The 24,315-nt window shown below is 73.6% G+C and carries 23 protein-coding genes; 10 read left to right on the plus strand and 13 right to left on the minus strand.

Annotation, left to right across the window (positions count from 1 at the left end):
- The first annotated feature begins 55 nt into the window (after window positions 1-55).
- The 3 genes from AB0881_RS24140 to AB0881_RS24150 are packed head-to-tail and all read left to right on the plus strand — an operon-like array spanning window position 56 to window position 2,380.
- Window positions 56-661: a helix-turn-helix domain-containing protein gene (locus tag AB0881_RS24140; RefSeq protein ID WP_366620092.1), complete on the plus strand. Its 606-nt coding sequence runs from the start codon at window positions 56-58 to the stop codon at window positions 659-661.
- Between the two features lie 9 nt (window positions 662-670).
- Window positions 671-1,750 carry an adenosine deaminase gene (locus AB0881_RS24145; protein WP_366620094.1) on the plus strand — a complete coding sequence of 360 codons (1,080 nt, stop codon included), beginning with the start codon at window positions 671-673 and terminating at the stop codon, window positions 1,748-1,750.
- A gap of 30 nt (window positions 1,751-1,780) precedes the next feature.
- Window positions 1,781-2,380, plus strand: a complete 600-nt coding sequence (locus tag AB0881_RS24150; RefSeq protein ID WP_366620096.1) for a PH domain-containing protein — start codon at window positions 1,781-1,783, stop codon at window positions 2,378-2,380.
- Here the strand turns inward: AB0881_RS24150 and AB0881_RS24155 are convergent.
- The 3 genes from AB0881_RS24155 to AB0881_RS24165 are packed head-to-tail and all read right to left on the minus strand — an operon-like array spanning window position 2,373 to window position 5,393.
- Window positions 2,373-4,022, minus strand: coding sequence for a phospho-sugar mutase (locus tag AB0881_RS24155; RefSeq protein WP_366620097.1), 1,650 nt, complete (start codon window positions 4,020-4,022; stop codon window positions 2,373-2,375). The genes AB0881_RS24150 and AB0881_RS24155 overlap by 8 nt on opposite strands.
- Window positions 4,019-4,819, minus strand: a complete 801-nt coding sequence (locus AB0881_RS24160) for a purine-nucleoside phosphorylase (protein WP_366620098.1) — start codon at window positions 4,817-4,819, stop codon at window positions 4,019-4,021. The genes AB0881_RS24155 and AB0881_RS24160 overlap by 4 nt, the downstream gene beginning before the upstream one ends.
- 10 nt (window positions 4,820-4,829) lie before the next feature.
- Window positions 4,830-5,393: a helix-turn-helix domain-containing protein gene (locus AB0881_RS24165; protein ID WP_366620099.1), complete on the minus strand. Its 564-nt coding sequence runs from the start codon at window positions 5,391-5,393 to the stop codon at window positions 4,830-4,832.
- Window positions 5,394-5,456: 63 nt separating this feature from the next.
- Here AB0881_RS24165 and AB0881_RS24170 point away from each other — a divergent pair, with 63 nt between their 5' ends.
- Window positions 5,457-6,431, plus strand: a complete 975-nt coding sequence (locus tag AB0881_RS24170) for an alpha/beta fold hydrolase (RefSeq protein WP_366620101.1) — start codon at window positions 5,457-5,459, stop codon at window positions 6,429-6,431.
- A 101-nt stretch (window positions 6,432-6,532) separates the two neighbouring features.
- Window positions 6,533-7,408, plus strand: a complete 876-nt coding sequence (locus AB0881_RS24175; RefSeq protein WP_366620103.1) for a type II CAAX endopeptidase family protein — start codon at window positions 6,533-6,535, stop codon at window positions 7,406-7,408.
- A gap of 28 nt (window positions 7,409-7,436) precedes the next feature.
- Here AB0881_RS24175 and AB0881_RS24180 read toward each other — a convergent pair whose 3' ends face one another.
- Window positions 7,437-7,889, minus strand: coding sequence for a gamma-glutamylcyclotransferase (locus AB0881_RS24180; RefSeq protein ID WP_366620105.1), 453 nt, complete (start codon window positions 7,887-7,889; stop codon window positions 7,437-7,439).
- 103 nt (window positions 7,890-7,992) lie between these two features.
- Between AB0881_RS24180 and AB0881_RS24185 the strand changes: the two genes are divergently transcribed.
- Entirely contained in the window at window positions 7,993-9,381 is a 1,389-nt protein-coding gene (locus tag AB0881_RS24185; protein ID WP_366620107.1) for an NAD(P)H-quinone dehydrogenase, read from the plus strand.
- 35 nt (window positions 9,382-9,416) lie between these two features.
- On the opposite strand, the gene AB0881_RS24190 is transcribed toward AB0881_RS24185, so the two are convergent.
- The 5 genes from AB0881_RS24190 to AB0881_RS24210 all read right to left on the minus strand — a co-directional run bounded on the left by AB0881_RS24190 (window position 9,417) and on the right by AB0881_RS24210 (window position 14,381).
- Window positions 9,417-9,740 (minus strand): DUF5313 family protein, encoded by a 324-nt coding sequence (locus tag AB0881_RS24190; protein WP_366620109.1) that lies wholly within the window; start codon window positions 9,738-9,740, stop codon window positions 9,417-9,419.
- A gap of 36 nt (window positions 9,741-9,776) precedes the next feature.
- On the minus strand, window positions 9,777-11,102 hold the full coding sequence (locus tag AB0881_RS24195) for a hypothetical protein (RefSeq protein ID WP_366620110.1): 1,326 nt from the start codon (window positions 11,100-11,102) through the stop codon (window positions 9,777-9,779).
- 144 nt (window positions 11,103-11,246) lie between these two features.
- Window positions 11,247-13,025 carry a biotin carboxylase N-terminal domain-containing protein gene (locus tag AB0881_RS24200; protein WP_366620112.1) on the minus strand — a complete coding sequence of 593 codons (1,779 nt, stop codon included), beginning with the start codon at window positions 13,023-13,025 and terminating at the stop codon, window positions 11,247-11,249.
- 131 nt (window positions 13,026-13,156) lie between these two features.
- Complete coding sequence (locus AB0881_RS24205) at window positions 13,157-13,984, minus strand: alpha/beta hydrolase (protein ID WP_366620114.1); 828 nt, start codon at window positions 13,982-13,984, stop codon at window positions 13,157-13,159.
- A gap of 157 nt (window positions 13,985-14,141) precedes the next feature.
- Entirely contained in the window at window positions 14,142-14,381 is a 240-nt protein-coding gene (locus AB0881_RS24210; protein ID WP_366620116.1) for a type B 50S ribosomal protein L31, read from the minus strand.
- A 118-nt stretch (window positions 14,382-14,499) separates the two neighbouring features.
- Here AB0881_RS24210 and AB0881_RS24215 point away from each other — a divergent pair, with 118 nt between their 5' ends.
- Together AB0881_RS24215 and AB0881_RS24220 are read left to right on the plus strand one after the other, a co-directional pair.
- Complete coding sequence (locus tag AB0881_RS24215; protein ID WP_366620118.1) at window positions 14,500-15,069, plus strand: hypothetical protein; 570 nt, start codon at window positions 14,500-14,502, stop codon at window positions 15,067-15,069.
- A gap of 91 nt (window positions 15,070-15,160) precedes the next feature.
- Window positions 15,161-15,430, plus strand: coding sequence for a WXG100 family type VII secretion target (locus tag AB0881_RS24220; RefSeq protein WP_366620120.1), 270 nt, complete (start codon window positions 15,161-15,163; stop codon window positions 15,428-15,430).
- Window positions 15,431-15,503: 73 nt separating this feature from the next.
- Here the strand turns inward: AB0881_RS24220 and AB0881_RS24225 are convergent, their stop codons facing one another.
- From AB0881_RS24225 to AB0881_RS24235, 3 genes are read right to left on the minus strand one after another with little or no spacing between them, the layout of a single operon-like run.
- Window positions 15,504-16,544, minus strand: a complete 1,041-nt coding sequence (locus AB0881_RS24225) for an ABC transporter permease (RefSeq protein ID WP_366620122.1) — start codon at window positions 16,542-16,544, stop codon at window positions 15,504-15,506.
- Window positions 16,541-17,440, minus strand: a complete 900-nt coding sequence (locus AB0881_RS24230) for an ABC transporter ATP-binding protein (RefSeq protein WP_366620123.1) — start codon at window positions 17,438-17,440, stop codon at window positions 16,541-16,543. The genes AB0881_RS24225 and AB0881_RS24230 overlap by 4 nt, the downstream gene beginning before the upstream one ends.
- The gene (locus AB0881_RS24235; RefSeq protein WP_366620125.1) at window positions 17,437-17,829 is read right to left on the minus strand and encodes a GntR family transcriptional regulator; all 393 of its coding nucleotides are present in this window, start codon (window positions 17,827-17,829) and stop codon (window positions 17,437-17,439) included. The genes AB0881_RS24230 and AB0881_RS24235 overlap by 4 nt, the downstream gene beginning before the upstream one ends.
- A gap of 112 nt (window positions 17,830-17,941) precedes the next feature.
- Here AB0881_RS24235 and AB0881_RS24240 point away from each other — a divergent pair, with 112 nt between their 5' ends.
- Both AB0881_RS24240 and AB0881_RS24245 read left to right on the plus strand, forming a co-directional pair.
- Complete coding sequence (locus tag AB0881_RS24240) at window positions 17,942-18,520, plus strand: exonuclease (protein WP_366620127.1); 579 nt, start codon at window positions 17,942-17,944, stop codon at window positions 18,518-18,520.
- Window positions 18,521-18,654: 134 nt separating this feature from the next.
- Window positions 18,655-19,374 carry a hypothetical protein gene (locus tag AB0881_RS24245; RefSeq protein ID WP_366620128.1) on the plus strand — a complete coding sequence of 240 codons (720 nt, stop codon included), beginning with the start codon at window positions 18,655-18,657 and terminating at the stop codon, window positions 19,372-19,374.
- Here AB0881_RS24245 and AB0881_RS24250 read toward each other — a convergent pair.
- Window positions 19,337-23,962 carry an FtsK/SpoIIIE domain-containing protein gene (locus AB0881_RS24250; RefSeq protein ID WP_366620130.1) on the minus strand — a complete coding sequence of 1,542 codons (4,626 nt, stop codon included), beginning with the start codon at window positions 23,960-23,962 and terminating at the stop codon, window positions 19,337-19,339. The genes AB0881_RS24245 and AB0881_RS24250 overlap by 38 nt on opposite strands.
- Window positions 23,963-24,315: the final 353 nt, after the last annotated feature.

Raw genomic sequence — 24,315 nt, forward strand, 5'->3', positions numbered from 1 at the left:
TTACGCGACGCTAGCACAATACGGAACGCACGTTCCGTATTGGTATCGTGGCCGGATGGGGGAGACGAGGCGGCGGCGGCGCGACGTGGTCGCCAACCGGGCGCGGATCATCGAGGCGGCCGAGAGCGTGCTGCGGGAGCAGGGCCTGGACGCCGACATGCGCACGATCGCGCAGGCCGCCGGGGTGGGGATCGGCACCCTCTACCGGCACTTCCCGACGCGCGAGGACCTCGTCCACGAGATCACCGGGGTCGATCTCGCCCGGCTGGCAGAGCAGCCGCTTCCGCCGGACCTGCCGGCCGCCGACGCGCTGCGGCACTTCTTCACGACCGCCCTCGGGAACCTCGCCGGGCGCCGGGCCATGGTCGACCTGCTCGCCGGCGCCAAGCCCGGCGACGCCGACCTGAAGCGGTGCGTCGAGCACCTGACCGGGGTCGGGCGCGCCGCCCTCGCCCGTTCCGAGGACGATCGCACGCTCGCGGCCGACGTGACCGCGAGCGACATCGCGTACCAGTTCCTGGCGCTGGCGCGCGTCGTCCAGCTCGCGCCGGAGGCCGACATCGGGCACCATGTCGACCTCGTCCTGCGCGGCATGGAGCGCGGTCGCGGCGGCCGACACTCGGCAGATGTTGCCGACGTGCGGAGGCGGGCCGGCGGGTAGATTCGCCAGATGAACGAACGTCCGTCGCTCGACGACATCCGGCGCGCGCCGAAGGTGCTGCTGCACGATCATCTGGACGGCGGCCTGCGCACCGAGACCATCGTGGACCTGGCGCGGGACACCGGGTACGGGGACCTGCCGACGACCGATCCCGGGAACCTGCGCGCGTGGTTCTCGGAGGCGTCCAACTCCGGGTCGCTGGAGCGCTACCTGGAGACGTTCGCGCACACGGTGGGCGTCATGCAGTCGGCGGAGGCGCTGACCCGGGTCGCGTACGAGTGCGCCGAGGACCTGGCGAAGGACGGCGTGGTGTACGCGGAGGTCCGGTACGCGCCGGAGCTGCACACGCGTACGGGTCTCCCGCTGGAGACGATCGTGGAGGCCGTCCTGGACGGCTTCGCCCGGGGCGGCCGCGACCACGGGATCTGGGTCGGGACGCTGGTCACGGCGATGCGGCACCAGGCGCGCAGCATGGAGATCGCCGAGCTGGCGGTGCGGTACCGGGACGCCGGGGTCGTCGGGTTCGACATCGCGGGCGCCGAGGCCGGCTACCCGCCCACCCGCCACCTGGACGCCTTCGAGTATCTCCAGCGGGAGAACGCGCACTTCACCATCCACGCGGGCGAGGGGTTCGGGCTGCCGTCGATCTGGCAGGCGATCCAGTGGTGCGGCGCCGACCGGCTGGGGCACGGGGTGCGGATCATCGACGACATCACCGAGGACGAGGACGGCGCCCCCAGGCTGGGACGCCTCGCGGCCTACGTGCGCGACAAGCGGATCCCGCTGGAGATGTGCCCGACGTCCAACATCCAGACGGGCGCGGCGAAGTCGATCGCCGAGCATCCGATCGGGCTGCTGCGGCGGCTGCACTTCCGGGTCACGGTCAACACCGACAACCGGCTGATGAGCGGGACGCTGCCGTCGCTGGAGATGGCGAAGCTGGTGGAGGCGTTCGGGTACGGCTGGGACGATCTGCAGTGGTTCACGGTGAACGCGATGAAGTCGGCGTTCGTCGCGTTCGACGAGCGGCTGGAGCTGATCAACGAGGTGATCAAGCCGGGGTTCGCGGCGCTGCGGGGCGCGGCCTGAGCACCGCCCGGTTCCTGGAATGCTGTGGGCATGACCCCGCTCCTGACGATCAAGTCCACCGTCGCCCGGGTCGCCGGCTGGGCCTGGATGGTGTTCGCCGCGCTCAACCTCATCGACATCGCCGTGCGCGGCCGGGACATGGCCTCGGTGGTCATGACCACGCTGCTGCTGCTCGGCTGCGGGATCGCGTACGCGGTGGGGCTGCGCCCGGCGGTGGTCGCGGACGAGCAGGGGTACACGGTGCGCAACCCGCTGCGGGACACGCGCGTCCCCTGGCGGGCCTCGCGGAAGATCGAGGCGGCGGACGCGCTGCTGGTCACGTTCAAGGCGGCTGACGGCGAGCGGAAGACGAAGGCGTGGGTCCACCAGACGTCGCCGCGCGCCAGGGCCAAGGCGGAGGCGCGGGAGCGGCGGCAGGCCGCCCGGATGCCGGACGCGGCCGCGACCGCGCTCAAGCACGGCACCCCCACCATGTTCGCCGCCCAGCAGCTGAACGAGCTGGCGCGCGAGCACAAGGGCAAGGGCGATGCGGATCAGGGCACGGTGGCCTGGTCGCGACCGGCGGTGGCGGCGGTCGCCGTGCCGGGCGCGCTGGCCGTGGCCGCGTCCCTGATCGCCCTGCTCAGCTAGCGCCCAGGCCGAGTACGGCCGCCAGGGCGTCCCGAAGGGCCTCCAGGTCGCGGGCCGCGGCCGCGCGCGCGGCGGGCACGTCGCCGTCCGGCACCTCCCGGACGACCTCCAGGTAGCACTTCAGCTTGGGCTCGGTGCCCGACGGGCGGACGACGACCCGGGCGGACGTGGCCAGCCGGAACCGGAGCCCGTCGGTGGGCGGCAGGCCGTCCACGCCCTCGGCGAGGTCCTCGACCGACTCGACGGCGAATCCCGCCAGCCCGGACGGGGGATCGGCGCGCAGCCGCCCGACCGCCGCGGGGAGCAGCGCGAGGTCCGGGACGCGGATCGACAGCTGGTCGGTGGCGTGCAGGCCGTACCGGCGGGCCTGGTCGTCCAGGAGGTCGAGCAGCGTGCGGCCGTCCCGCTTCGCCTCGGCGGCCATCGCCGCGACGGTGAGCGCGGCGCCGACGCCGTCCTTGTCGCGGACGATGCCGCCGACGCTGTAGCCGAGCGCCTCCTCGTACCCGTAGACGATCCCGTCCCCGGCCTTCATGATCCACTTGAAACCGGTGAGCGTCCGGGCCGAGCGCGCGCCGTACGCGGCGGCGATCCGGTCCAGGAGGGACGACGACACGATCGTCGTCACGACGAGCGGATCGCGGGCGCCCGCGTGCCGCAGGACGTGCTCGGCGAGCAGGCCGCCGACCTCGTCCCCGGTGAGCGGCCGCGCGCCGGGGACGGCCACGGCGCAGCGGTCCGCGTCCGGATCGTTCGCGATCACCAGGTCGGCGGTGCCGCCGGCGAGCGCGACCGCGAGGTCCATCGCCCCGGGCTCCTCCGGGTTCGGGAACGCGACCGTCGGGAAGTCCGGATCGGGCTCGGCCTGCTCGGGGACCACCGCCGGCGCCGGGAACCCGGCCCGCTCGAACGCGCGCAGCAGCACCTCGCGGCCCACCCCGTGCAGGGGCGTGTAGACCGTGGTCACGTCGCGGGCGCCGCCCAGGGGGAGGGCGGCGAGGGCGTCCAGGTACGCCTCGACGATCTCGTCGCCGAGGACCGTCCAGCCGTCGCCCAGCGGCAGCGCGTCCACCGGCCCGGCCGCGTCGATGGCGGCGGAGATCTCGGTGTCCAGCGGCGGTACGATCTGCGCCCCGTCGCCCCAGTAGACCTTGTAGCCGTTGTCGCGCGGCGGGTTGTGGCTGGCCGTCACCATGACGCCGGCGGAGGCGCCCAGGTGCCGTACGGCGAACGCCAGCACGGGCGTGGGCAGCGGCCGGGGGAGCAGCCAGGCGCGCAGGCCCGCCCCGGTCACCACGGCGGCGGTGTCGAGCGCGAACCGCTCCGAGTTGTGCCGCGCGTCGTACCCGATCACGACCCCGCCGGTCCCGCCGCCGGTCCCGCCGCGGCCGAGGCGTGCGGCCAGCCCGGCGGCGGCGCGCATGACGGTGACCCGGTTCATCCGATTGGGGCCCGCGCCCAGCTCGCCGCGCAGCCCGGCCGTGCCGAACTCCAGCCGCGCCCCGAACCGGGCCGCCAGCCCGGCCGCGTCCCCGGCCGCCAGGATCCCGCGCAGCTCGGCGGCGGTCTCCGGGTCCGGGTCCTGCGCCAGCCACTCCTCGGCCTCGCGGACGTACGGCGGCCGCTCCACGGTCCCGCTCAAAGCTTCGAGATGACCGTCGCGAGGAGGGCGCCCATGCGGCCGGCGGCGGCGCGGCCCGCGGCCAGCACCTCCTCGTGGTCCAGCGTCCCCTCGGCCAGCCCGGCCGCGATGTTGGTCACCAGCGACACGCCCAGCACGTCGGCGCCGCCCTGCCGGGCCGCGATCGCCTCCAGCACCGTGGACATCCCGATCATGTCGGCGCCCATGGTGCGGAGCATCCGGATCTCGGCGGGGGTCTCGTACGTGGGGCCGCGGAACGCCGCGTACACGCCCTCGCCCAGCGTCGGGTCCACCTCGCGGGCCAGCGCCCGCAGCCGCTTGGAGTACGCCTCGGTCAGGTCGAGGAAGGTCGGCCCGGTCAGCGGGTTGGCGCCGGACAGGTTGAGGTGGTCGGAGATCAGCACCGGGTCGCCGACCTTCTGGTGCTCGGGCCGCAGCCCGCCCGCCGCGTTCGTCAGGACGACCGTGCCCGCCCCGGCCGCCAGCGCGGTGCGGACGCCGTGCACGACCGGGTCGACGCCGAGGCCCTCGTACAGGTGCGTGCGGCCGAGGAATACCAGCGCGCGCCGGCCGCCGACCTCGACCACCCGGAGCCGCCCCGCGTGGCCCTCCACCGCGGGCGGCGCGAAGCCGGGCAGCTCGGTGACCGCCAGCTCCGCCACCGGCTCGCCGAGCGCGTCGGCGGCCGGGACCCAGCCGGACCCCATCACCAGGGCCACGTCGAACCTGTCGAAGGACGTCAGTTCCCGCAGCCGCTCGGCGGCGGCGCGGGCCTTCGGGAAAGCCTCATCGCTCACCATGCCGACCCTAGCCGTCCGCGCGCCCGGTGGCGCCGCCGGTGCCCGCGTCCTTGTCGGGGACGACGACGAGGCTGATGATGTGCCGGGTGCGGCCGTCCCCCGGGGTGGTCGCGGTGCGGCGGGCGACGACGGCCTCCAGCTCCTCGACCAGTTCGGCGAACTCCTCGCCGGTCAGCCACATCGCGCCCTGGCGGTAGAGGACGCCCTCGCGTACGGGGTCGGCGTCGTCGCGCGCGAGGTAGCGGTCGAAGTCGGCCATCATCGCGCCGGTGAAGAGGGTGAAGGCCTGCCGGTGGTCCTCCTTGGTCATCGCGGCGCGCGCGTCGGCGTCGACCAGGGCCTCGTCCTGCCGGACCCGGTAGCTGCGCTCGACGGTGCCGCGGACGGGCGTCTCGCGGACCACCTCGATGATCCCGGCCTGGGTGAGCGCGGCGACGTGCCGGTACATGGTGGCCGGCGGGACGTCGGGGATCCGTTCGCGCAGCTGGGCGGTGGTGAGCTCGTCCGCGCCGAGCAGCGTCCGCAGGATCAGCGCCCGGACGGGGTGGAGGAGCAGATTCGCGTTGGGCATGACTTCATGATCTCATACCTGATAACGTTCTCAGCGCTGATAACACTCTCGACAGTGATAACAATGAGAGGCGAGGTCTTGCCCGACATCGACATGGAGGTCACCGCGGACGACGGGACGCTCCTGGCCGGCACCCTGACCCTGCCGGCCGTCCCCGGACCGCACCCCGTCCCCGCCGTCCTGCTCCTGCACGGCTCCGGCCCCCTGGACCGCGACGGCAACACCCCCAAGATCCCCATGAGGCTCGGTCCGCCGCTGGCCGGCGCCCTCGCCGCGCGAGGGATCGCCACGTTCCGCTACGACCGGCGCGGCGTCGGCGCCGCCCCCGGCGACTGGCGGGAGAACGGCTTCACCGACAACCGCCGGGACGCGGCCGCCGCCCTGCGCGCCCTGGCCGCCCACCCCGCCGTCCGCGCCGGCGCCGTCGGGGTCGTCGGCCACAGCGAGGGCGCCCTGCACGCCATGGCCCTCGGCACCCGCCCCGACGTGCGGGCCGTCGTGCTGCTCGCCGGATACGCCAACCTGGGCGAGGACGCCCTGCGCTGGCAGGCCCGCTCGCACTTCCAGGGCCTTCCCGCCCCCGCCCGCCTCCTGCGGCGCCCCCTGGCGGCGCTGGGCGAGCGGCTCCTCGCCCGGATCAAGAGGACGCGCACGGACGTGGCGCGCGTCGCCGGGCTCCCCGTCAACGCCCGCTGGATGCGCGAGCAGCTCGCCCACGACACCCGCGACGACCTCGCCGCCGTCCAGGCCCCCGTCCTCGCCGTCACCGGCGCCAAGGACGTCCAGGTCGACCCCGCCGACCTGGCCGAGATCGCCCGGCTGGTGCCGGGCGGCGCCGAGACCCACCGCGTCCCCGACCTCACCCACGTCCTGCGCCGCGACCCCGCGAGCCGCCCCACGGTCCGCTCCTACCGCCGCCTCCTGCGCGAGCCGGTCGACCCCGGACTCCTCGCCCTCGTGACCGGCTGGCTCGGCGCCCGGCTGGACGCGGCTCCCGCCGAGGAGACGCCCGCCGGGAAGAGGACCGCCTCCTCCTGACCGCGGCGACCGCGGCACGGATCCCGCCGCTGAACCCGCCGCTGATCCCGGCATGCACGCCCCCTGAACGACGCAGTGGACACCTGACAGAGGGAACCCCCATGACCACTTCGCACGAGCCCCCCGCCGCCGCCCCCGGCAGGAGCCGGCACGACCTCCTCCTCTTCATGGCCCTGGCCTTCGTCCTGAGCTGGGGCTCCTGGCTCGCGGCGATGGCCACCGGCGGGACGGCGATGACCGCCCCCACGGTCCTGCCGTACATCTTCGGCGCCTTCGGCCCGCTGATCGCCGCCCTGGTGGTACGGATCCGCCGCGCCCGGCGCGGCGAGCCCGCCCCCGCGCACGCGGTCCGGTTCCGGCGGGCGAGCCTGCTCTGGGCGCCGCTGTTCCTGGTGCTGGCCGCGGCGACCGTGCTGGTGGCCGCCCTGATCGGGCACGCCGCCGGTGGACCCGCCCTGAGCTGGGAGGACGCGAAGGACACGATGGACGGCATGGGCGGCCCCGCCGCGTTCCTCGTCAGCATGGTGATCTCCGGCCCGCTGTCGGAGGAGCCGGGCTGGCGCGGGACCGCCTACCCGCGGATGCGCGCGTCCATGAACCGCCTCCAGGTCGGCCTGGTGCTCGGCGTCATCTGGGCCGTGTGGCACCTGCCGCTGTTCTTCATCGACGGGACCGTCCAGAACGAGCTGGGCCTCGCGACCCCGAGCGGCGTGCTGTTCGCCGCCAGTTCCGTCCCGATGGCGATGCTGATCGCCTGCGCGTACGAGCGCGCCGGCGTCCTCGCCGCGATCGCGGTGCACTTCGCGGCCAACACGACGATGGTCCTGCTGGGCGTGGACGCCCCGGTGGTGCAGGCGCTGATCATCGGGATCCAGGCGATCGCCGTCGCCGCGCTCCTGGCGACCCACCGTCCGGCCGCCGTGCCCGCCGCGCGCGCCGCGGCCGCTCCCGCGGTCGCGGAGGGCGCCCGCCGCTGACCCCGCTCGGGGCCGCGCGGCCGCCCCTCTAGTCGCCGAGCGACTTGCAGGGGCGGTTGCGCAGCTCCTTGACGTAGTCGTCGGGCGCGCCGGCCGCCTCCGCCGCGTCGGCGAGGATGCCCAGGTAGCGGGCCGAGGGCAGGCCGCCCTCGTAGTCGTCCAGGACGTACATCCAGCACAGGACGTCGCCGTCCAGCGTCGAGACCCGCACCCTGATCTTGCGGTAGACGCCGAGGGCCGCGCCCTCCCAGGCGTCCAGCTCGGCCTCATCCCAGTTCGGGACGTCGTACAGCACGACGAAGACCTGCTCGTCGCGGTCCTCGACGACCGTGGCCAGCGCGCCCTCCCAGCCGACGTCCTGACCGCCGAAGGTGAGCCGCCAGCCCGCGAGCCAGCCGGTGCCGCGCATCGGAGAGTGCGGGGCCCGGGACGCCATCTGCTCGGGGTCCATGTTGGAGGCGTACGCCGCGTACAGTGCCACGGTCGCCAGCGTACGGCAGTTCCCCGGATTCGAGGGGACCCGCCCCGCGCGCGGGGCGGGTCCCTGGCCAGGGCATCGCCGGGAATGAGAAACAATGGGAAACGTGACGACCCGCATCGTGATCATCGGAGGAGGCCCCGGCGGCTACGAGGCCGCGCTCGTGGCGGCGCAGCTCGGCGCCGACGTGACCGTCGTGGAGCGCGACGGCCCCGGCGGCGCGTGCGTGCTGACCGACTGCGTGCCCTCCAAGACGCTCATCGCCACCTCGACCCGGATGGCCGTGATGTCGGAGTCCGCCGGGCTCGGGCTGAAGTTCAACGGCGGCCCGGACGGCATCGTCGGCGGCCTGGAGGTCGACCTCCCCGTCGTCAACAAGCGGGTGAAGGAGCTGGCCCGGGCGCAGTCGTTCGACGTGGCCGAACGCCTCGCGTACGAGGAGGTCAAGATCGTACGCGGCGAGGCGCGGCTGCTGGAGCCGCACCTCGTCGGGGTCGGCGACCGCCGGCTGCGGGCCGACGTCATCCTGCTCGCCACCGGCGCCACCCCGCGGGTGCTGCCCGGCTCCGAGCCCGACGGCGAGCGCATCCTGAACTGGCGCCAGCTGTACGACCTGCCCGAGCTGCCCGAGCACCTGATCGTGGTCGGCTCCGGCGTCACCGGCGCCGAGCTGGCGGGCGCGTACCTGTCGCTCGGCTCCCGCGTCACGCTGGTGTCCTCGCGCGACCGGATCCTGCCGACCGAGGACGCCGACGCCGCCGGCGTGCTCCAGGACGTCTTCCTGCGCCGCGGCATGAACGTCATGTCCCGCTCCCGCGCCGCCGGCGTCGAGCGCCAGGGCGACAGCGTGGTGGTGTCGCTGGAGGACGGCCGCAAGGTCACCGGCTCGCACTGCCTGATGACCGTCGGCATGGAGCCCAACACGCGCGGCATCGGCCTGGAGAAGGCCGGGGTGCGGCTCAGCGCCCGCGGGTTCGTGGAGGTCGACAAGGTCTCCCGGACGAGCGTCCCGCACATCTACGCGTCCGGCGACTGCACCGGCATCCTGATGCTGGCCTCGGTGGCGGGCATGCAGGGCCGGATCGCCATGTGGCACGCGCTGGGCGAGGCCGTGCAGCCGCTCAAGCTCGGCTGGGTGTCGTCCAACATCTTCACCGACCCCGAGGTCGCCTCGGTCGGCGTGACGCAGAAGATGGTCGACTCCGGCGAGGTCAACGCCCGCACGGTGATGCTGCCGCTGTTCAGCAACGCGCGCGCCAAGATGCAGGGCTTCGAGGACGGCTTCGTCAAGATCTTCTGCCGCCCGTCCACGGGCATCGTGCTCGGCGGCGTCATCGTCGCGCCGCGCGCCAGCGAGCTGATCCTGGGCGTGTCGGTGGCCGTCCAGCAGCACCTGACGGTCGACCAGGTCGCGCACACGTTCGCGGTCTACCCGTCCCTGTCGGGCAGCATCACCGAGGCGTCCCGCCGCCTGATGACCGAGCACGCGTACTGATCACCCGCGGCGCTCCGATCCCCGCGGCGCTCTGATCATCGCCGGGAGGCCGGCGGGGGCAGGCCGTGCTGGCGGAGGCGGGAGCGGCGGAGCTCGTCCGCGCTGACCGCGACCGTGAACGTGCTGGCCGTCAGCGCCAGCAGCGGCACCGTCAGCCGCAGCCACCAGGGCCCCGGCAGGCAGGCCAGCACGGCGCAGATCGGGAGCATCAGCGCGAGGTGCCGGACCATGATCCGGGCCCGCCAGCCGGCGTCGGTGAGGTCGTGCCGGACCCAGTCGCGGTTCTCGGCGGGCAGCCGGAAGCCCAGCGCGTACCGGGCCCACCGGAGTGGGCCCGGGTCGCCGGGCAGCCGGACCATGATCAGAGGCGGGACCGGTGGAGCGGGGACGGCGGGTCAGAAGCCGCCGAAGTCGCCCCCGCCGCCGAAGTCGCCGCCGCCGAAGTCCCAGCCGCCGCCGACGTCGCCGCCCTCGCCGCCGAAGCCGCCGCCGCCCATGTCGCCGTAGCCGCCGCCGTAGAAGCCGCCGCTCATCATGGAGCCGAGCATCGTGCCGATCATCATCCCGCCGAGCAGGTCCATGCCGCCGTATCCGGCGTAGTACCCGCCCGCGTACGGCGCGTACGCCGGGCCGGCGTCGTAGTACGGCCGTCGGCCGCCGGCGTACGGGACCATCCGCACGTCCGGGTCCTCGCCGGCCAGGACGCGCTGGGCGTCCATCTCGCAGGCCGGGACGGACCGGGCCACGCCGCCGTGCGGCGCCCAGACGACGTCCTTGGCGGACGGCCCGTGCTGCGGGTTGAAGAAGCAAGGAGCGCGCCGTTCCGGTACGGGCTCGCCCGCGAGCCGGGCCCGCGTGGCGGTCATGTGGTAGCGGCCGTTCTCCAGGGCCGTGGTGACGTTCTCCATGTCGGCGGGGCGCGCGGCGCGCTCGGTCGCCGCCTTGGCCTCGTCGTAGGAGTTCATCGCCCGCTCGTAGTCGCGGCGCGTGTCGGGGTCGAGGTCCTGGTCCATGACGTTGAGGTCGAGCGCGGCGATGTCCTCGCCGAGCAGCGTCACGTCCTCCTCGACGCCCTTCTTCAGCTCCGCCATCTCGCGGGCCTCGCGGGCGCGGCGGCGCTTGCCGGCGACGAGGAACGCGCCGAGCGCGCCCGCCATCACCAGGATCACCACGCCGAGCGTGACGAAGCCGCCGATCATGCCGCTGCGGGCCTTGTCGTCGGCCTTGGTCTCGGCCACGTCGGCGAACGCCGTCAGCCGCGCCTGCGCGCCGCTCCCCGGGTCGGAGCGCGCGATCAGCTGGTTGATCTCCCGGGTGTCGAACGTCTTGGAGATGCCGGTCATCCGCGAGCCGTCCGCGGTGATCGCGACGTAGGTCTCGCCCTCGCCGACGCGGTTCTTCACCGCGACGAGCATCCGGCCCATGGCCTCCTGGCCGGCCTGGTTGCGCACCACGACGGCCCGGATGTCGGCCTCGCCCTGCCGGTCGAGCGCCGACCGCACGGCGTTCTGGTCGATCGACGCCTGCTGCCTCGCCTCGGCCGTCACGTACAGCCGGGACTGGGACAGGCCGTTGGCGATCGTGGAGACGTTGTCGTCCGCCTGGGCCGGTGCGGCGAAGCCGAACAGCAGCGCGAGCGCGGCGGCCGCCACCGCCAGCACCGCGCCGCGGCGGGCCGCCCGCCCGGGCTGGGATTCGGTGTTCTTCTGTCCGGTGTTCATGTGCAGACCTGCCTCCTCACCTGGTAGACGAGCAGGCGTCGCCGTCCGTTCCGTCTGATCCGGACATACCCGGACTAGGGGGACGGCAAAGGCGAACGCCCCCGATTCCGGATGGCCGGAACCGGGGGCGCCGCGACGTCCCGGTCAGGAGTCCTTGATCTCGCAGATCACGGCGCCGTTGGAGACGGTGGCGCCGACCTCGGCGACCAGGCCGGTGACCGTCCCGGCCTTGTGCGCGTTCAGCGGCTGCTCCATCTTCATGGCCTCCAGGACCACGATCGGGTCCCCGGCCGCGACCTCGGCGCCCTCCTCGACGACGATCTTGACGATGGTGCCCTGCATCGGGCTGACCAGCGAGTCGCCGGACGCCTGCGAGCCGCCGCCCTTCTTGCCGCCGCGCCGCTTGGCCGGGGCCGCCGCCCGGCCGCCGCCGGCGCCCGCGCCGGCCGGCGCGGCGCCCAGCCCGGCCGGCAGCACGACCTCGACGCGCCTGCCGCCGACCTCGACGGTCACCCGCTCGCGCTCGCCCGCGTCCTCTTCGGTGGCCACATCGCCCTCGTACGGGGCGATCGTGTTGTCGAACTCGGTCTCGATCCACCGCGTGTGGACCTGGAACGGCTCGCTCTCGTCCGCGGGCACGAACGCCGGGTCGTCCAGCACGGCCCGGTGGAACGGCAGCACGGTCGGCATCCCGCCGATCTCGAACTCGGCCAGCGCCCGCCGCGACCGCTCCACGGCCTGCCGCCGGCTGGAGCCCGTCACGACCAGCTTGGCGATCATGGAGTCGAACTGCTGCGGGATCGTCTGGCCCTCGACGCAGCCCGCGTCCAGCCGGACGCCCGGACCCGACGGCGGCTGCCACGCGGTGAGCGTGCCCACCGCCGGCAGGAAGTTGCGGCCCGCGTCCTCGGCGTTGATCCGGAACTCGATCGAGTGCCCGCGCAGCACCGGGTCGCCGTACCCCAGCTCCTCGCCGTCGGCGATCCGGAACATCTCGCGGACCAGGTCGATCCCCGCGACCTCCTCGGTCACCGGGTGCTCCACCTGGAGCCGGGTGTTGACCTCCAGGAACGAGATCGTCCCGTCCTGCCCGACCAGGAACTCGCACGTCCCGGCGCCGACGTACCCGGCCTCCTTCAGGATGGCCTTGGACGAGCTGTACAGCAGCTCCAGCTGCTCCTCGCTCAGGAACGGCGCCGGGGCCTCCTCCACCAGCTTCTGGTGGCGGCGCTGGAGCGAGCAGTCACGGGTGGACACGACCACCACGTTGCCGTGCTTGTCGGCCAGGCACTGCGTCTCCACGTGCCGGGGCCGGTCCAGGTAGCGTTCCACGAAGCACTCGCCCCGCCCGAACGCCGCCACGGCCTCGCGCACGGCCGACTCGTACATGTCGGCGACCTCGTCCAGCGTGCGGGCCACCTTCAGCCCGCGCCCGCCGCCGCCGAACGCCGCCTTGATCGCGATCGGCAGGCCGTGCTCCTCGGCGAACGCCACGACCTCCTCGGCGCCCGACACCGGGTCCTTGGTGCCGGCGACCAGCGGCGCGCCAACCTTCTGCGCGATGTGCCTGGCCTGCACCTTGTCGCCCAGCGCGGTGATCGCGGCGGGCGGCGGACCGATCCAGGTCAGCCCCGCGTCCTGGACGGCGGTGGCGAAATCGGCGTTCTCCGCCAGGAACCCGTACCCGGGGTGGACGGCGTCGGCGCCCGAGTCCGCCGCGATCTTGATGATCTTCTCGATGTTCAGGTAGCTGTCGGCGGCCGTCTGCCCGCCCAGCGCGTGCGCCTCGTCGGCGACCCGAACGTGCAGGGCGTCCAGGTCCGGCTCGGCGTACACCGCGACACTGGCAAGCCCCGCGTCGCGACAGGCACGGGCAATACGGACCGCGATCTCACCGCGGTTGGCGATCAGGACCTTGCGCACGTGGGTCTCCTCCCTCAACCTCGCACGCGCAGTCTAGATAACGTCCGTTCCACGGTTTCGCAAGCCCCTCCTTATCGCCAGGAATGCCCAGCTGGTAAGGGGGTACTGACGCTCGCCCGCGGACGGCCCGGCTAGCTCTTGAGGAAGTCCAGGAGGTCCTGGTTGAAGCGCTCCTTGTCGCCCGGGACGAGCGCGATGCCGTGCGAGCCGCCCTCGTACACCTTGAGGGTGGCGTTCGGGATGATCTCCGCGGCCTTGCGGCCGGTGGCGTCGATGGGGACGATCTGGTCGTCGTCGCCGTGCACCACCAGCGTCGGGACGTCGAACTTGCGCAGGTCCTCGGTGAAGTCGGTGCGCGCGAACGCGTCCACGCACTTGACGCCGGCCTGGATGCTCTCGTGCATCGCCATGAACCAGAACGCGTCCCTGTTGCCCTGGGTGACCTTGTTGCCGGGACGGTTCGCCCCGAAGAACCCCTCGGAGGCGTCCTTCCAGTACTGCGACCGCTCCTTCATGATGCCGTTCTTGATGTCCTCGAACACCTGTTCGGGGACGCCCTCTGGATTGTTCGGGCCCTGGAGCATCAGCGGCGGGATCGCCGACAGCAGCACCGCCTTGTCGACGCGGTCGGTGCCGTGGCGGCCGATGTAGCGCGCCAGCTCGCCGCCGCCCATCGAGTGCGCCACCAGGGCGACGTGTCGCAGGTCCAGCGCGGTGATCAGGTCGTTGAGGTCGTCGGCGAAGGTGTCGAAGTCGTAGCCGTTGAACGGCTGGCTGGAGCGGCCGTGGCCGCGCCGGTCATGGGCGACGCCGCGGAACCCGTTCTCGGCGACGAGCTTCATCTGGTCCTCCCAGGCGTCGGCGTTCAGCGGCCAGCCGTGGATGAACACCACCGGCCGTCCCGACCCCCAGTCCTTGTAGAAGATCTCCTCGCCGTCGCGCGTCCTGACGATGCCCATTCCCGCTCTCCCGGTCTCGCTTCGATGCCAACGTCGCCGGTACCCGGCCGTGCCGTTCGCAGCGCAAACGGGAGGTACAGAAGTATTTGCCGGCCAACGACGCAAGAAGCGGCGGGCCCGTCCGGCCCGCCGCTCTCCGTATGTCCGAATGTCCGAGTTACCGGCCGTAGCGCCGCTTGAACTTCTCCACGGCCCCGGTCGAGTCCACGATCCGGCCGCGCCCCGTGTAGAAGGGGTGGCTCGCCGAGGACACGTCCACGTCGATCACGGGGTACGTGCGCCCGTCGGCCCACTCGACCGTCTGGTCGCTCGTGGCGGTCGACCGGGTCAGGAACGCGTAGTCGGCGCTCCGGTCACGGAACACCACGGGCCTGTAGTCCGGGTGGATGTTCTTCACTTCACGACCTCCTCGTTGCGTACGCACGGTAGAACGGGATGATAACCATTTTCATTCCCCGGGAAGCGCCCGCCGGGTGTATCTTCGCGTCTGATCAGCCGATGACCCGGGAGCTTCGATGGTCCGCCACTGGACGCGGCTGGGCCTGGTCCTGGCCCTGGCCGTCTGCGTCGTGCCGCCCTCCTCCGCCTTGGGGCGCGACACGACGCCGGTCGGCCACGAGACCAGAGAGCAGCTGACCGCCGCCGCCGGAACCCTCGTCCGGCTCCGTTCCCAGGCGCTCGTCCAGCCGGCCCGGCACGGCGGCGAGAGCCTCCCCGACGAGATCATGGGCGTACTGATCGCCCCGGACGTCGTCCGCGCCCAGGCTCGCACCCTCCGGGAGCTGGAGAACCGCAACCGCGCCCCCGTCCAGGGCGGCCCCGCGTACACCGGCGCGCGCACCCGCCTCGACGCCGCCAGCGCCACCCGCGCCGGCGACCACATCACCCTCGAGGCCGTCGAGCACACCGAGGTCCGCTACGGCACCGGCAAGATGACCCAGTCCGTCCGCCGCCGCTTCGAGTTCATCACCCGGAACGAGCGCATCACGCTCACCGGCGAGAGCGTCGTCGACCCCGAGGCCCAGCCGATCAACGACCTCGACCCCGCCGACCTCCCGCCGAGGCGATCCGCCCAGGGCCGCTGACGCGCGTCTGGCCCCTGTGAGGGCTGGGCCGTAGGCTGTCGGCAATTGCCTGGAAGCACCCCGCGCCGTGGCGAAGGGAAGAGGGTCACCGATGACCGACAAGAGGGGCGCCAGTATCGCGGCGCTGGAAGATCTGTCCCGGATGTTCAGCAAGCACTCCAGGAACCTCGACGCACTGATCAAGGACCTCAACGGCCGTACGGTCTCCAGCCAGGAGATCTGGTGGGGGCCGCAGGCCGACCGCTTCCGCGCCGCCTGGATGGAGGCCAAGACGGCCTTCGACAAGATGGCCGTCGCGCTGGAGCAGGGCGGCCAGGACATCAAGCGCTCCCAGCAGAACATCGAGGCCGCCACCCGCTGACCCCGCCGCACGGACCGCGGGTCCCGGTCAACCCCCCCGAGGCCGGGACCCGCTCCCGTGCGGGCACGTCCCTTCAGGACATGCGGCGGCGGATCCACCAGAAGCAGAAGCCGGTGAGGCCGAGGGTGAGCACCGCGTAGACGCCGGCCTCCGCCCACTGGAGGGGCCAGAAGCGGCTGGACGGGTGGTACGTGAGCACCTGCCGGTAGCCGCGCTCGTTGATCTCGTCGAGGCAGCGCTTCGGCGGGCCCGGCCGCTCGGCGCTCTCGGGCTGGGAGTGGGGATCGCAGGGGCCCGAGTCCATGGTCAGGCCCACGTGCTTCACGGTCCGGCCGGACGCGTCCACGGTCCGCTGGGACAGGATCCAGGCGCCCTCGTCGGACGGCCGCACCTTGACCTGGATGGGGTTGCCGGGGCCCTCGGACATGAACTCGCCCACGTTCTCGGGCGTGACCGTGGCGGTGACCTCGGTCGGCGGCAGCAGGTGCGGCCGTACCAGCAGCGGCATCGCGAGCTGCACGGCGGCGAACACGGCCAGCGTGATCGCCATTGCGGGCAGGGTGCGGCGGACCAGCATCCCGACGGCGACGCCGAGCGCGAAGGCGAACGCCGCGTACGCCAAGGGGACGATGCCGCGCGCGTCGAACAGGAGCGGGGTCAGCCTCGGGAACTCCCGGCCCGCCGACCGCTCGATGGGCTCCGACCACCAGCTCACCGCGAGGACGGTCAGGCCGGTGACGAGGACGGCGGTCACGCCCGTGAGGGTCAGCTTGACCGCGAGCCAGCGGGTGCGGGTCACGCTCTGGTTCCACACCAGCCGGTGCGTCCCCGTCTCGACCTCGCGGGCGACCAAGGGCGCGCCCCAGAACAGCCCGATGACGCCCGGCAGGAACACCACGACGGCGATGAGCCCGGCGAACGCGCTCCGGTGGTCGTTGAAGAACCCCCGGGTGAAGGCCGAGCAGTCGCCCTGCGCGGTGCAGCCGGCGAGGCCGGCGGCGTGGTCGTCGGCCAGGCCCGGTCCGGTGATCGCGAGGACGGCCGCGAGCGCGGCGAGGGCGGCGAGCAGCACTGCGGCCGGGGTGCGGAACTGCCGCCATGCGAGCCAGATCATCGCTGGACCTCCAGGACGGGCCGGCCGCCGTTCCGCCGGTCGCCGGCGGACGTGTCCATGTAGGCGAGCACCAGGTCCTCCAGGCTGACCTGGCTGACGCTCCACGAGGGGTCGTGGATCGGGGCGCTGGTACGGACGATGAACGTGCTCTGCCGGTCGGTGTGGCTGGCCGAGACGACGTGCTGGTCCGCCGGGAGCCGGCCCGGGTCGCGGCGCGGGCCGGTGAGCCGGTGGTGGGCGGCCAGCAGGTCCTCGACGTCCCCGGCCACCCTGACCTGCGCGTCCACGAGGACGATGAGGTGGTCGCAGGTGCGTTCCAGGTCCGACACCAGGTGGGACGACAGCAGCACGCTGAACTCCTGCTCGGCGGCGGCCTCCATGAGGCTCTGCATGAACTCGCGGCGGGCGAGCGGGTCCAGGGAGGCGACGGGCTCGTCCAGGATGAGCAGCTCGGGCCGCTTCGCGATGCCGAGCGTGAGCGCGAGCTGGGCGCGCTGCCCGCCCGACAGCCTCCCGGCCTTGCGGGACGGGTCGAGCCCGAGGCGCTCGATGCGTTCCCGCGCGAGCGCGGCGTCCCACGCGGGGTTGAGCCTGGCGCCGAGCTTCAGGTGGTCGGCGATGCTCAGCCCGGCGTACGTGGGCGTGTCCTGGGCGACGAACCCGATCCTGGCCAGCTGCGCCGGCCGGCCGGTGAGCGCCTCGCCGAGAACGGTGACGCCGCCCGCCGAGGGCGCCATCTGCCCGGCGGCGAGGGTGAGCAGCGTGGTCTTGCCCGCCCCGTTCGGGCCGACGAGGCCGACCACGTGCCCGGCGGGGATGTCCAGGGTGCAGTCGCGGAGCGCCCAGCGCTTCCCGTACTTCTTGCCCAGGCCGTGGGTCCGCAGGACGGCGTTCACGCTATCTCCTCCTGAGAGGCGGACCGAAAGGTCGTCATGAACAGCGCCTCGATGCTCTCGTCGTCGAGCCCGGCCCGCCGCGCCTTGGCGAGCCAGCGCCGCAGCTCCTGCCGCAGCGGCCCGTGCGCGGCCAGCGAGGCGTCCGCCAGCGACGCGGTCACGAACGTCCCCTTGCCGGGACGCGCCGCGACCAGCCCCTCGTGCTCCAGCTCCCGGTACGCCTTGAGCACGGTGTTCGGGTTGATGGCCAGCCCGGCGACCACCTCCTTGACCGTCGGGAGCTGGTCCCCCTCGTGCAGCAGGCCGAGGCGCAGCGCCTGCCGTACCTGCCGGACGAGCTGCTGGTACGGCGAGAGGCCGGACCGGTCGTCCAGGTGAAACTCGATCATGCGAGCTCCATTCATCTAGTTAACTAGCACAATAGGGAGATAGCTCCACCTGTCAACCGGGCCGGGATAATTCGATGGACGGGCGTGCGGTGCGCGGCTAGCGTCCGGCGCCATGGACAAGCCCCCGAAACCGCCGAGACTCCCGGAGCTGTACATCGCCGTCGACGTGGAGGCGGACGGGCCGATCCCCGGGCCGTACAGCATGATCTCGCTGGGGATGGCGGTCGTCGGGCGGCCCGACCTGGGCTTCTACACGGAGCTGCGGCCGATCTCCGACGACTTCGTGCCGGAGGCGCTGGCGGTCTCGGCCCTCGACCGCGACCGGCTCCTGCGGGAGGCGCCGGCGGCCGAGGAGGCGATGGCCGCCGCGGCGAAGTGGATCAACGGGCTGCGGAAGATCGGCCGGCCGGTGTTCCTGGCGGGACCCGCCGTCTTCGACGGGATGTTCGTCCACTGGTACTTCCTGCGCTTCCTGGGCAAGAGCCCGTTCAGCGCCAGCGGCGCCGGCATCGACATGCGCAGCTACTGGATGGGCATGCGCGGCTGCGAGTGGGTGAGCTCCCGCAAGAGCATCATCAAGCAGACCCTCAAGCTGGAGGGCCTGCCCCACACCCACCACGCGGGCGAGGACGCGCGGGAACTGGCCGAGGTCTTCGAGGCCATGCTGGACGCGCGCGCCGAATCGGCCTAGCCGGCCGCCGGACCGGGCCGTCCGGCGGCCGGCGCCGCTTGATCGCCATGCCGCGGCCGAACCAGGCCACTTTCCGGCGCCCACCGCGGCGCCCGGCGCTTGCCGTGCGGGAGGGGCGGGCGTATGTCCGGAGGGTGGGTGATTTCTGGCGGTGGCTGGGCGGGGTGCTGCTCGCGGCGGCCGTGTGCGTGCTGCTGTCCATGCCGCTGCTGCTGTGGCCGCTGGGGCTCGGGATGGCGCCCGACCGCCAGTGGATGCCCAAGCCGCCGCCGCTGACGCTGGTGTACGCGGTGGCCATCGTGTGCGCGATCGCGTGCCTGATGGGCGGCGCCACGGTGCTGATGTACGGGCCGTACTGGCTGGGGATGGGGCTGATCTCCGGGTGGATCGTGGTGGGTGTGGGCACGGGCGGCTGGTGCATGGGGATGGCTCCCGAGTACTACGCGCCCGCGAAGAGGTACGCGGAGTACGTCGACCGCTTCGCCCCCTTGAGCCGGCAGGAGGCGGAGCGGCGGGCCATGGGGCGGCTGCGAGAGGTCGCCGGGGCAGGAGCGCGGCCGTACGTGCGCGCACGGCAGGGCGGTTGCTGGATCTACGCGGGACGCGCGAAAGGGCTCGTCGAGCCGCCCGGGAGCGGGACCGTGGAGGTCGTCACGACCCTCGCGGCGGAACGCGGGCAGGAGACGGTCGACCGGCTCGCCGGGAAGCTGGACGAGCGCGGCGAGGCCGTCGGGCGGGAGAACGAGGCGTTCTTCGCGGACCCCGACGGGTTCGTGGTCGAGCTGCTGCCGGGGGAGCGGGACGCCGGCGTGCTCGTCACCGTGCGGAGCCCCTGTCTGCGGATTCTCCGCTGACCGGAGGCGGCAGCGCCACCTGGATCTGCGTGGTCGCGCCCGTGACGACGAACAGGCCGCGCCCGGTGGGCCCGCCCAAGGGGGCGTTGCGGGGCAGCCGGAGACCGAACATCTCGCCGTCGTCAGGGGAGTCGACCGAGAGCAGGACGCCGGAACGGGAACGCCTGGTGTCGGACAGGAAGCCCCGGTAGCCACGCCCCAGGTCCTCGGTCGTACCGCCGATGACGACCGCGTGCTCGCCGTCGCGCGCCGTGCGGAGGACGTCGCGGAGGGCGTCGTCCAGTTCCGTCTCGTCGAGCAGCTCGGCGTCGTCCGCGACGACGACGTAGCGGTGCTCGTCGCCGATCGCGTCCAGGAGGTCGTCGGTGCCGGACTCGCCGGTGAGGACGCCGAGGACGCCCGGCCGCCCCGCCAGCAGGCGCAGCGGGGAGCGGCGCGGGGTGATGAGGACGACCGGGACGAGCCCGCCGCCGACCGCCGGGTCCAGGAGCGAGTGCACGATCGTGCGGAGCGTCGTGGAGCGGCCCGAGCGCGGCGGGCCCGCGACGGCGAAGCCGGGGCCGTCGTGGAGGAGGTCGATGCCGGCGGGGGCGAGGGTGTCGCCGCCGACGCCGACGAGCGCCCAGAGGGCGGACGGCGCCAGGAAGTCCTGGTCGAGGGCCATCGCCTCGCGGTACGTGACCCGTACCGGCAGCTCGTCCACGTGGATGGGGCGCTGCTTGCGGGGCAGGCGGCCGTAGCGGCTCACGGACGTGCGCGCCAGCTCCTGGAGGGCGGCCACCTGGGCCGTGCCGGACGGGTCGTCGCCGAGGAGGCCGATCTGGGACTCGCGCAGGGGCGCGCCGGGGGTGAGGAGCTCCAGGGCGCGGCCCGGCGGCATCGCGGCGGGGACCTGCTTCTCCTGGACGCCCGCGTACCCGTAGTCGTTCGGGTCGGCCATGCGCAGGATCAGCCGGCGGTCGAAGACGGTGGAGATCTGGCCGCTCAGGCCGGTGCGGTCACCGGTGAAGACGGCGCGCAGCCCGACGGCGGCGCCCTCGCGCAGGAGGCGCAGGGCGGCGTCCACCAGGCGGCCGTAGTCGTAGTTCTCGAACGCGGCGAGGAAGCCCTCCCAGCGGTCGAGCAGGAGGACCATCCAGGGGAGGCGGTCGGTCGCCGCCACGGCGGCGCGCTGCTCCGTCAGGGAGGCGAAGCCCGCCTCGGCGAGGAGCTGCTGGCGGCGGGCCACCTCGGTGGCGAGGGCCGTGAGGAGGCGCTCGCAGCGGTCGAGCTGGTCGCGGCTCACCACGGCGCCGCAGTGGGGGAGCGAGACCAGCGGCAGGAGCGCGTTGGCGCCGCAGTCGATCGCGTACAGGTGCACGTCATAGGGCGAGCAGCCGCCCGCCAGGGACCCCGCGATGGTGCGCAGGGCCGTGGAACGGCCCGACTGCGCCGAACCGGCCAGGTAGAGATGCCCCCCGCCGGCGAGGTCCAGGGTGAGCGCTTCGCGCGACTGCACGGCCGGCAGGTCGGTGATGCCGAACGGGATCGGCGGGACGTCCACGACCGAGCCGCCGGCGGCCGTGCGCGGCTTGAGCCTGACCTGGTCCGGCAGCGGCGTCAGCCACGGGGACGGCCGGCGCGGGATGCCGGAGCGGCGCGCCGCCTCGCCGACCGCCTGCACGAGGACGGCCAGGTCGGTCACCATCGTGCCGGCGTCGTCGGCCGGCTCGCGCGGGGCGGGCAGCGGGCGTCCGAGGCCCTGCCACGGCACGGGCAGGACGGTCGCGCGGCTGTCGGCGCGCGACCCGGGACGGCGCCCGCCGATCCGCGCCGACTGGACGGCGTGCAGCTCGGCGGCTCCGGAGCGGACGTAGCAGCGGCCGGGCGCCGACTTGGAGATGTGGGCCGCGTCGGGCGCGTCCAGCACGTCGGCGGACTCGTCCGGGTCGGTGACGCGGAGCGCGACGCGCAGGTTGGTGTTGGCGCGGATGTCGGCGGTCACGACCCCGGCGGGGCGCTGGGTCGCCAGGATCAGATGGACGCCGAGGGAGCGGCCGCGGCGGCCGATGTCGACCAGCCCGGCGACGAAGCCGGGCAGCTCGGCGACCATCGCCGCGAACTCGTCGATGACCAGCACGAGCCGCGGCATGGGGGCGAGGCCGGACCCCGCGGCGGACTCCTCGGCGGACCCCGCGGCGGACGCGCGCAGGTCGTTGTAGTCGTCGATGTCCTTGGCGTCCGCTTCGAGGAGCATCTCCTCGCGGCGGCGCAGCTCGGCCGCGAGGGACTCCAGGGCGCGCTCGGTGGCGTGGCCGTCCAGGTCCGTCACCATGCCGACGGTGTGCGGCAGCTCGGCGCAGTCCTTGAACGCGGCGCCGCCCTTGTAGTCGATGAGCACGAACGTCATCTCGTCCGGCCGGTTGGCCACGGCGAGGGACGCGATGAGCGTCTGCAGCAGCTCGGACTTGCCGGCGCCGGTCGTCCCCGCGATCAGGCCGTGCGGCCCGTCCCGGCTCAGGTCCACCTCGTGGACGCCGTCCGTGCCGAGGCCGATGGGGACGCGGGTGGTGCGTCCGCCGGTACGCGCCCAGGACGCCAGGACGTGCTCGGCCTTGGGGTCGGGCATGCCGAGCAGGTCCAGGAGCCTGACGTCGGTCGGGATCGCCTCCTCGGCGTCCTCGCGCGACACGTCCCGTACGGGGGCGAGCGAACGCGCCACGCGGTCCGTCCAGGAGGGCGACACCTGGTCCGCCAGGATGGGGCCGAGGACGTCGAGTCCCTGGCCGCGCAGCCGTACCGTCTCGGGACCGTCGGGGTCCCAGGCGGCGACGGCCGTGCACTCCTCGGGCAGCAGGCGTTCCTCGTCGTCGACGCAGATGGCGTACAGCCCGTACTCGGGGCCGCGCGAGAGCAGCATCGGCATCCCGGGCACGCGGCGCAGGGCGCGCGCGCCGTCCAGCACGATGAGGATGTTGTACGGGACCGCCTCGGCCGCCTTCGCCTGCCCGTCCGTACCGAAGAAGCTCGCGGACGCCTGCGCGGCGCGGCGCCGTTCGGTGACGCGGATCGCCAGCTCGGTGACGCGGTGCGCGACCGACTCGGGGTCCGTCCCCACCAGCGCGGTGCACTCCTCGCCCTCGCGCGGCGTGCTGTGCGGCAGCCAGCGCACCCAGTTCCACTCGTCCCCGGCGCCCTGGTCGGCGCTCAGCACGACGATCGCGAGGTCGCGGGGGCTGTGCAGCACGGCGGCCTGCGCGACCATCCAGCGGGCGAGCGCGCGCGACGCGGGGCGCGGCCCGGTGAGCCCGACGACGCCCAGCTCGGGCAGCGGCAGCGCGACCGGCACGAGATGGGCCGTCGGGACCCGGACGTCGCCCAGCTCGGGGTCCGGCACGCCGCTCCCCGCCGTCCCGGCGCCCCCGGCCAGCTCGATGCGCGCGGGCAGGTCGGCCACGCCCAGCCGCAGGTGCAGGGCGTCGGGGTCGGTGGCGCGCCGCTCCCAGAGGCGGCGGCGCGGGCCCGTCGCGGTGAGCAGCACCTCGGCCGGGTCGGGATGGGCCGCGCGCCGCTCGGCCTGGTCCTCGCGGCGCAGCCGGTCGAGCGCGCCGCCGAACTCCGCCGCCCTGCTCTGGTACTCCTTCAGCGCCTTCTTGTACGACTTGCGCCCGTGCATCCGGTCGCCGATCCACTCGCCGAGCGTCATCAGCGGCCACGCCAGCGCGAACAGCGCCCACCACCACTGCCCGAGCGCGAACGCCATCACCAGCCCGAAGGCGGAGAACAGCAGCGCGCCGAAGAGCCGGAGCCGTTCGCGCGGGTTCCGTTCCGGACGCTTGGGCACCTCCAGGCGGCGGCCGCGCCCGGCGGGGTTCAGGCGCGGCGGCCGGTTGAACGCGAGACCGCCGTCGGGGAGCGGCTCCAGGTGGGTGTCGGGGGCGGCGCTCGGCGCGATCGTCAGGATGCTGGAGCCGACGGCGAGCATGCCGCCGGCGGGCCACACGGCCGTACCGGCCAGCGGCTCCCCGTCCAGCAGCGCCCCGGCGGCGCCCTCGACCTCGACCGTGCCGCGGCCGACCGTGACGCGCAGCGCGCGGGCCGGGACGGCCGGGTCGGGGATCGAGACGTCCACGTCGTTCCCGGAGCCGAGCGTGCTCGCGCCGAGCCCGAGCCGGTGCACCGACCCGGCGGCCGGGCCGGTCACGACCCGGACCTCCATCAGCCCGGACGGCTCGGCCAGGACGGTCGCGGCGGCGGCGCGCTGCTCGACGGCCACGACCGCGCCGTCCCGGAGCTCGCGCACGGCGCGGGCCTGCGGGTCGAGCATCCGCCCGTCCATCCACAGCGCGTGCGGCTCGCGGCGCTCCACCGGCCGGGTCGCGGCGGCCGCCATCACGGGCAGCGCCGCCTTCGTGAAGCGCGGCCGCAGCGGCTCGGAACGGCCGGCCTGCGCCTTTCCGCCGAGTCCATCGGGTCCGTCGTGTCCGCCGGGTCCGTCTAGAACGGTGGAAAGCGACCGGGCGACGCCGTCGACGGTCATCTCGTCATCGACGTCGATCACGACGTCCCGGGGCCCCCGGCCCGTCAGCGCCGTGAACGAGATCCGCATTCGAGCCCTCCATCGCAGCCGTCCGGGCCAGCTTAATAATCCGGAACGCGCCGGGGCGGGCGGATGGCGCGCACCCGGGCCGGTCGTTCCACGCCCGTTCCACGCTCGTTCCGAACGGCGGCCCCCGCCTCACCAACGCGATATATGAATCTGAACCAGAGGTGAGACTCCGGAGTAGTCAGTGGTTCCTGTGACTGCCCGTAAGAACGGAAGTGGCCGCCGTCCCGGCAGGTCATCGGGATACATCACGTTACGGGCGTGCTTCACCTTTCGGAATCCATTGACGCGGCATCGCCCGCACCGCGAGCATGGATCGCCCGGTGGATGCGGGGATCTCGCGGGTGGCGAGCCGC

The sequence above is a fragment of the Spirillospora sp. NPDC029432 genome (assembly GCF_040703975.1).
Taxonomy (GTDB): Bacteria; Actinomycetota; Actinomycetes; order Streptosporangiales; family Streptosporangiaceae; genus Spirillospora.

What these genes read in the sequence shown, in the direction of transcription:
- AB0881_RS24140 (WP_366620092.1), top strand. Translation starts at nt 56, where the DNA reads ATGGGGGAGACGAGGCGGCGGCGGCGCGACGTGGTCGCCAACCGGGCG.
- AB0881_RS24145 (WP_366620094.1), top strand. Translation starts at nt 671, where the DNA reads ATGAACGAACGTCCGTCGCTCGACGACATCCGGCGCGCGCCGAAGGTG.
- AB0881_RS24150 (WP_366620096.1), top strand. Translation starts at nt 1,781, where the DNA reads ATGACCCCGCTCCTGACGATCAAGTCCACCGTCGCCCGGGTCGCCGGC.
- AB0881_RS24165 (WP_366620099.1), bottom strand. Translation starts at nt 5,393, where the DNA reads ATGCCCAACGCGAATCTGCTCCTCCACCCCGTCCGGGCGCTGATCCTG.
- AB0881_RS24170 (WP_366620101.1), top strand. Translation starts at nt 5,457, where the DNA reads ATGAGAGGCGAGGTCTTGCCCGACATCGACATGGAGGTCACCGCGGAC.
- AB0881_RS24175 (WP_366620103.1), top strand. Translation starts at nt 6,533, where the DNA reads ATGACCACTTCGCACGAGCCCCCCGCCGCCGCCCCCGGCAGGAGCCGG.
- AB0881_RS24190 (WP_366620109.1), bottom strand. Translation starts at nt 9,740, where the DNA reads ATGGTCCGGCTGCCCGGCGACCCGGGCCCACTCCGGTGGGCCCGGTAC.
- AB0881_RS24195 (WP_366620110.1), bottom strand. Translation starts at nt 11,102, where the DNA reads ATGAACACCGGACAGAAGAACACCGAATCCCAGCCCGGGCGGGCGGCC.
- AB0881_RS24205 (WP_366620114.1), bottom strand. Translation starts at nt 13,984, where the DNA reads ATGGGCATCGTCAGGACGCGCGACGGCGAGGAGATCTTCTACAAGGAC.
- AB0881_RS24215 (WP_366620118.1), top strand. Translation starts at nt 14,500, where the DNA reads ATGGTCCGCCACTGGACGCGGCTGGGCCTGGTCCTGGCCCTGGCCGTC.
- AB0881_RS24220 (WP_366620120.1), top strand. Translation starts at nt 15,161, where the DNA reads ATGACCGACAAGAGGGGCGCCAGTATCGCGGCGCTGGAAGATCTGTCC.
- AB0881_RS24225 (WP_366620122.1), bottom strand. Translation starts at nt 16,544, where the DNA reads ATGATCTGGCTCGCATGGCGGCAGTTCCGCACCCCGGCCGCAGTGCTG.
- AB0881_RS24235 (WP_366620125.1), bottom strand. Translation starts at nt 17,829, where the DNA reads ATGATCGAGTTTCACCTGGACGACCGGTCCGGCCTCTCGCCGTACCAG.
- AB0881_RS24240 (WP_366620127.1), top strand. Translation starts at nt 17,942, where the DNA reads ATGGACAAGCCCCCGAAACCGCCGAGACTCCCGGAGCTGTACATCGCC.
- AB0881_RS24250 (WP_366620130.1), bottom strand. Translation starts at nt 23,962, where the DNA reads ATGCGGATCTCGTTCACGGCGCTGACGGGCCGGGGGCCCCGGGACGTC.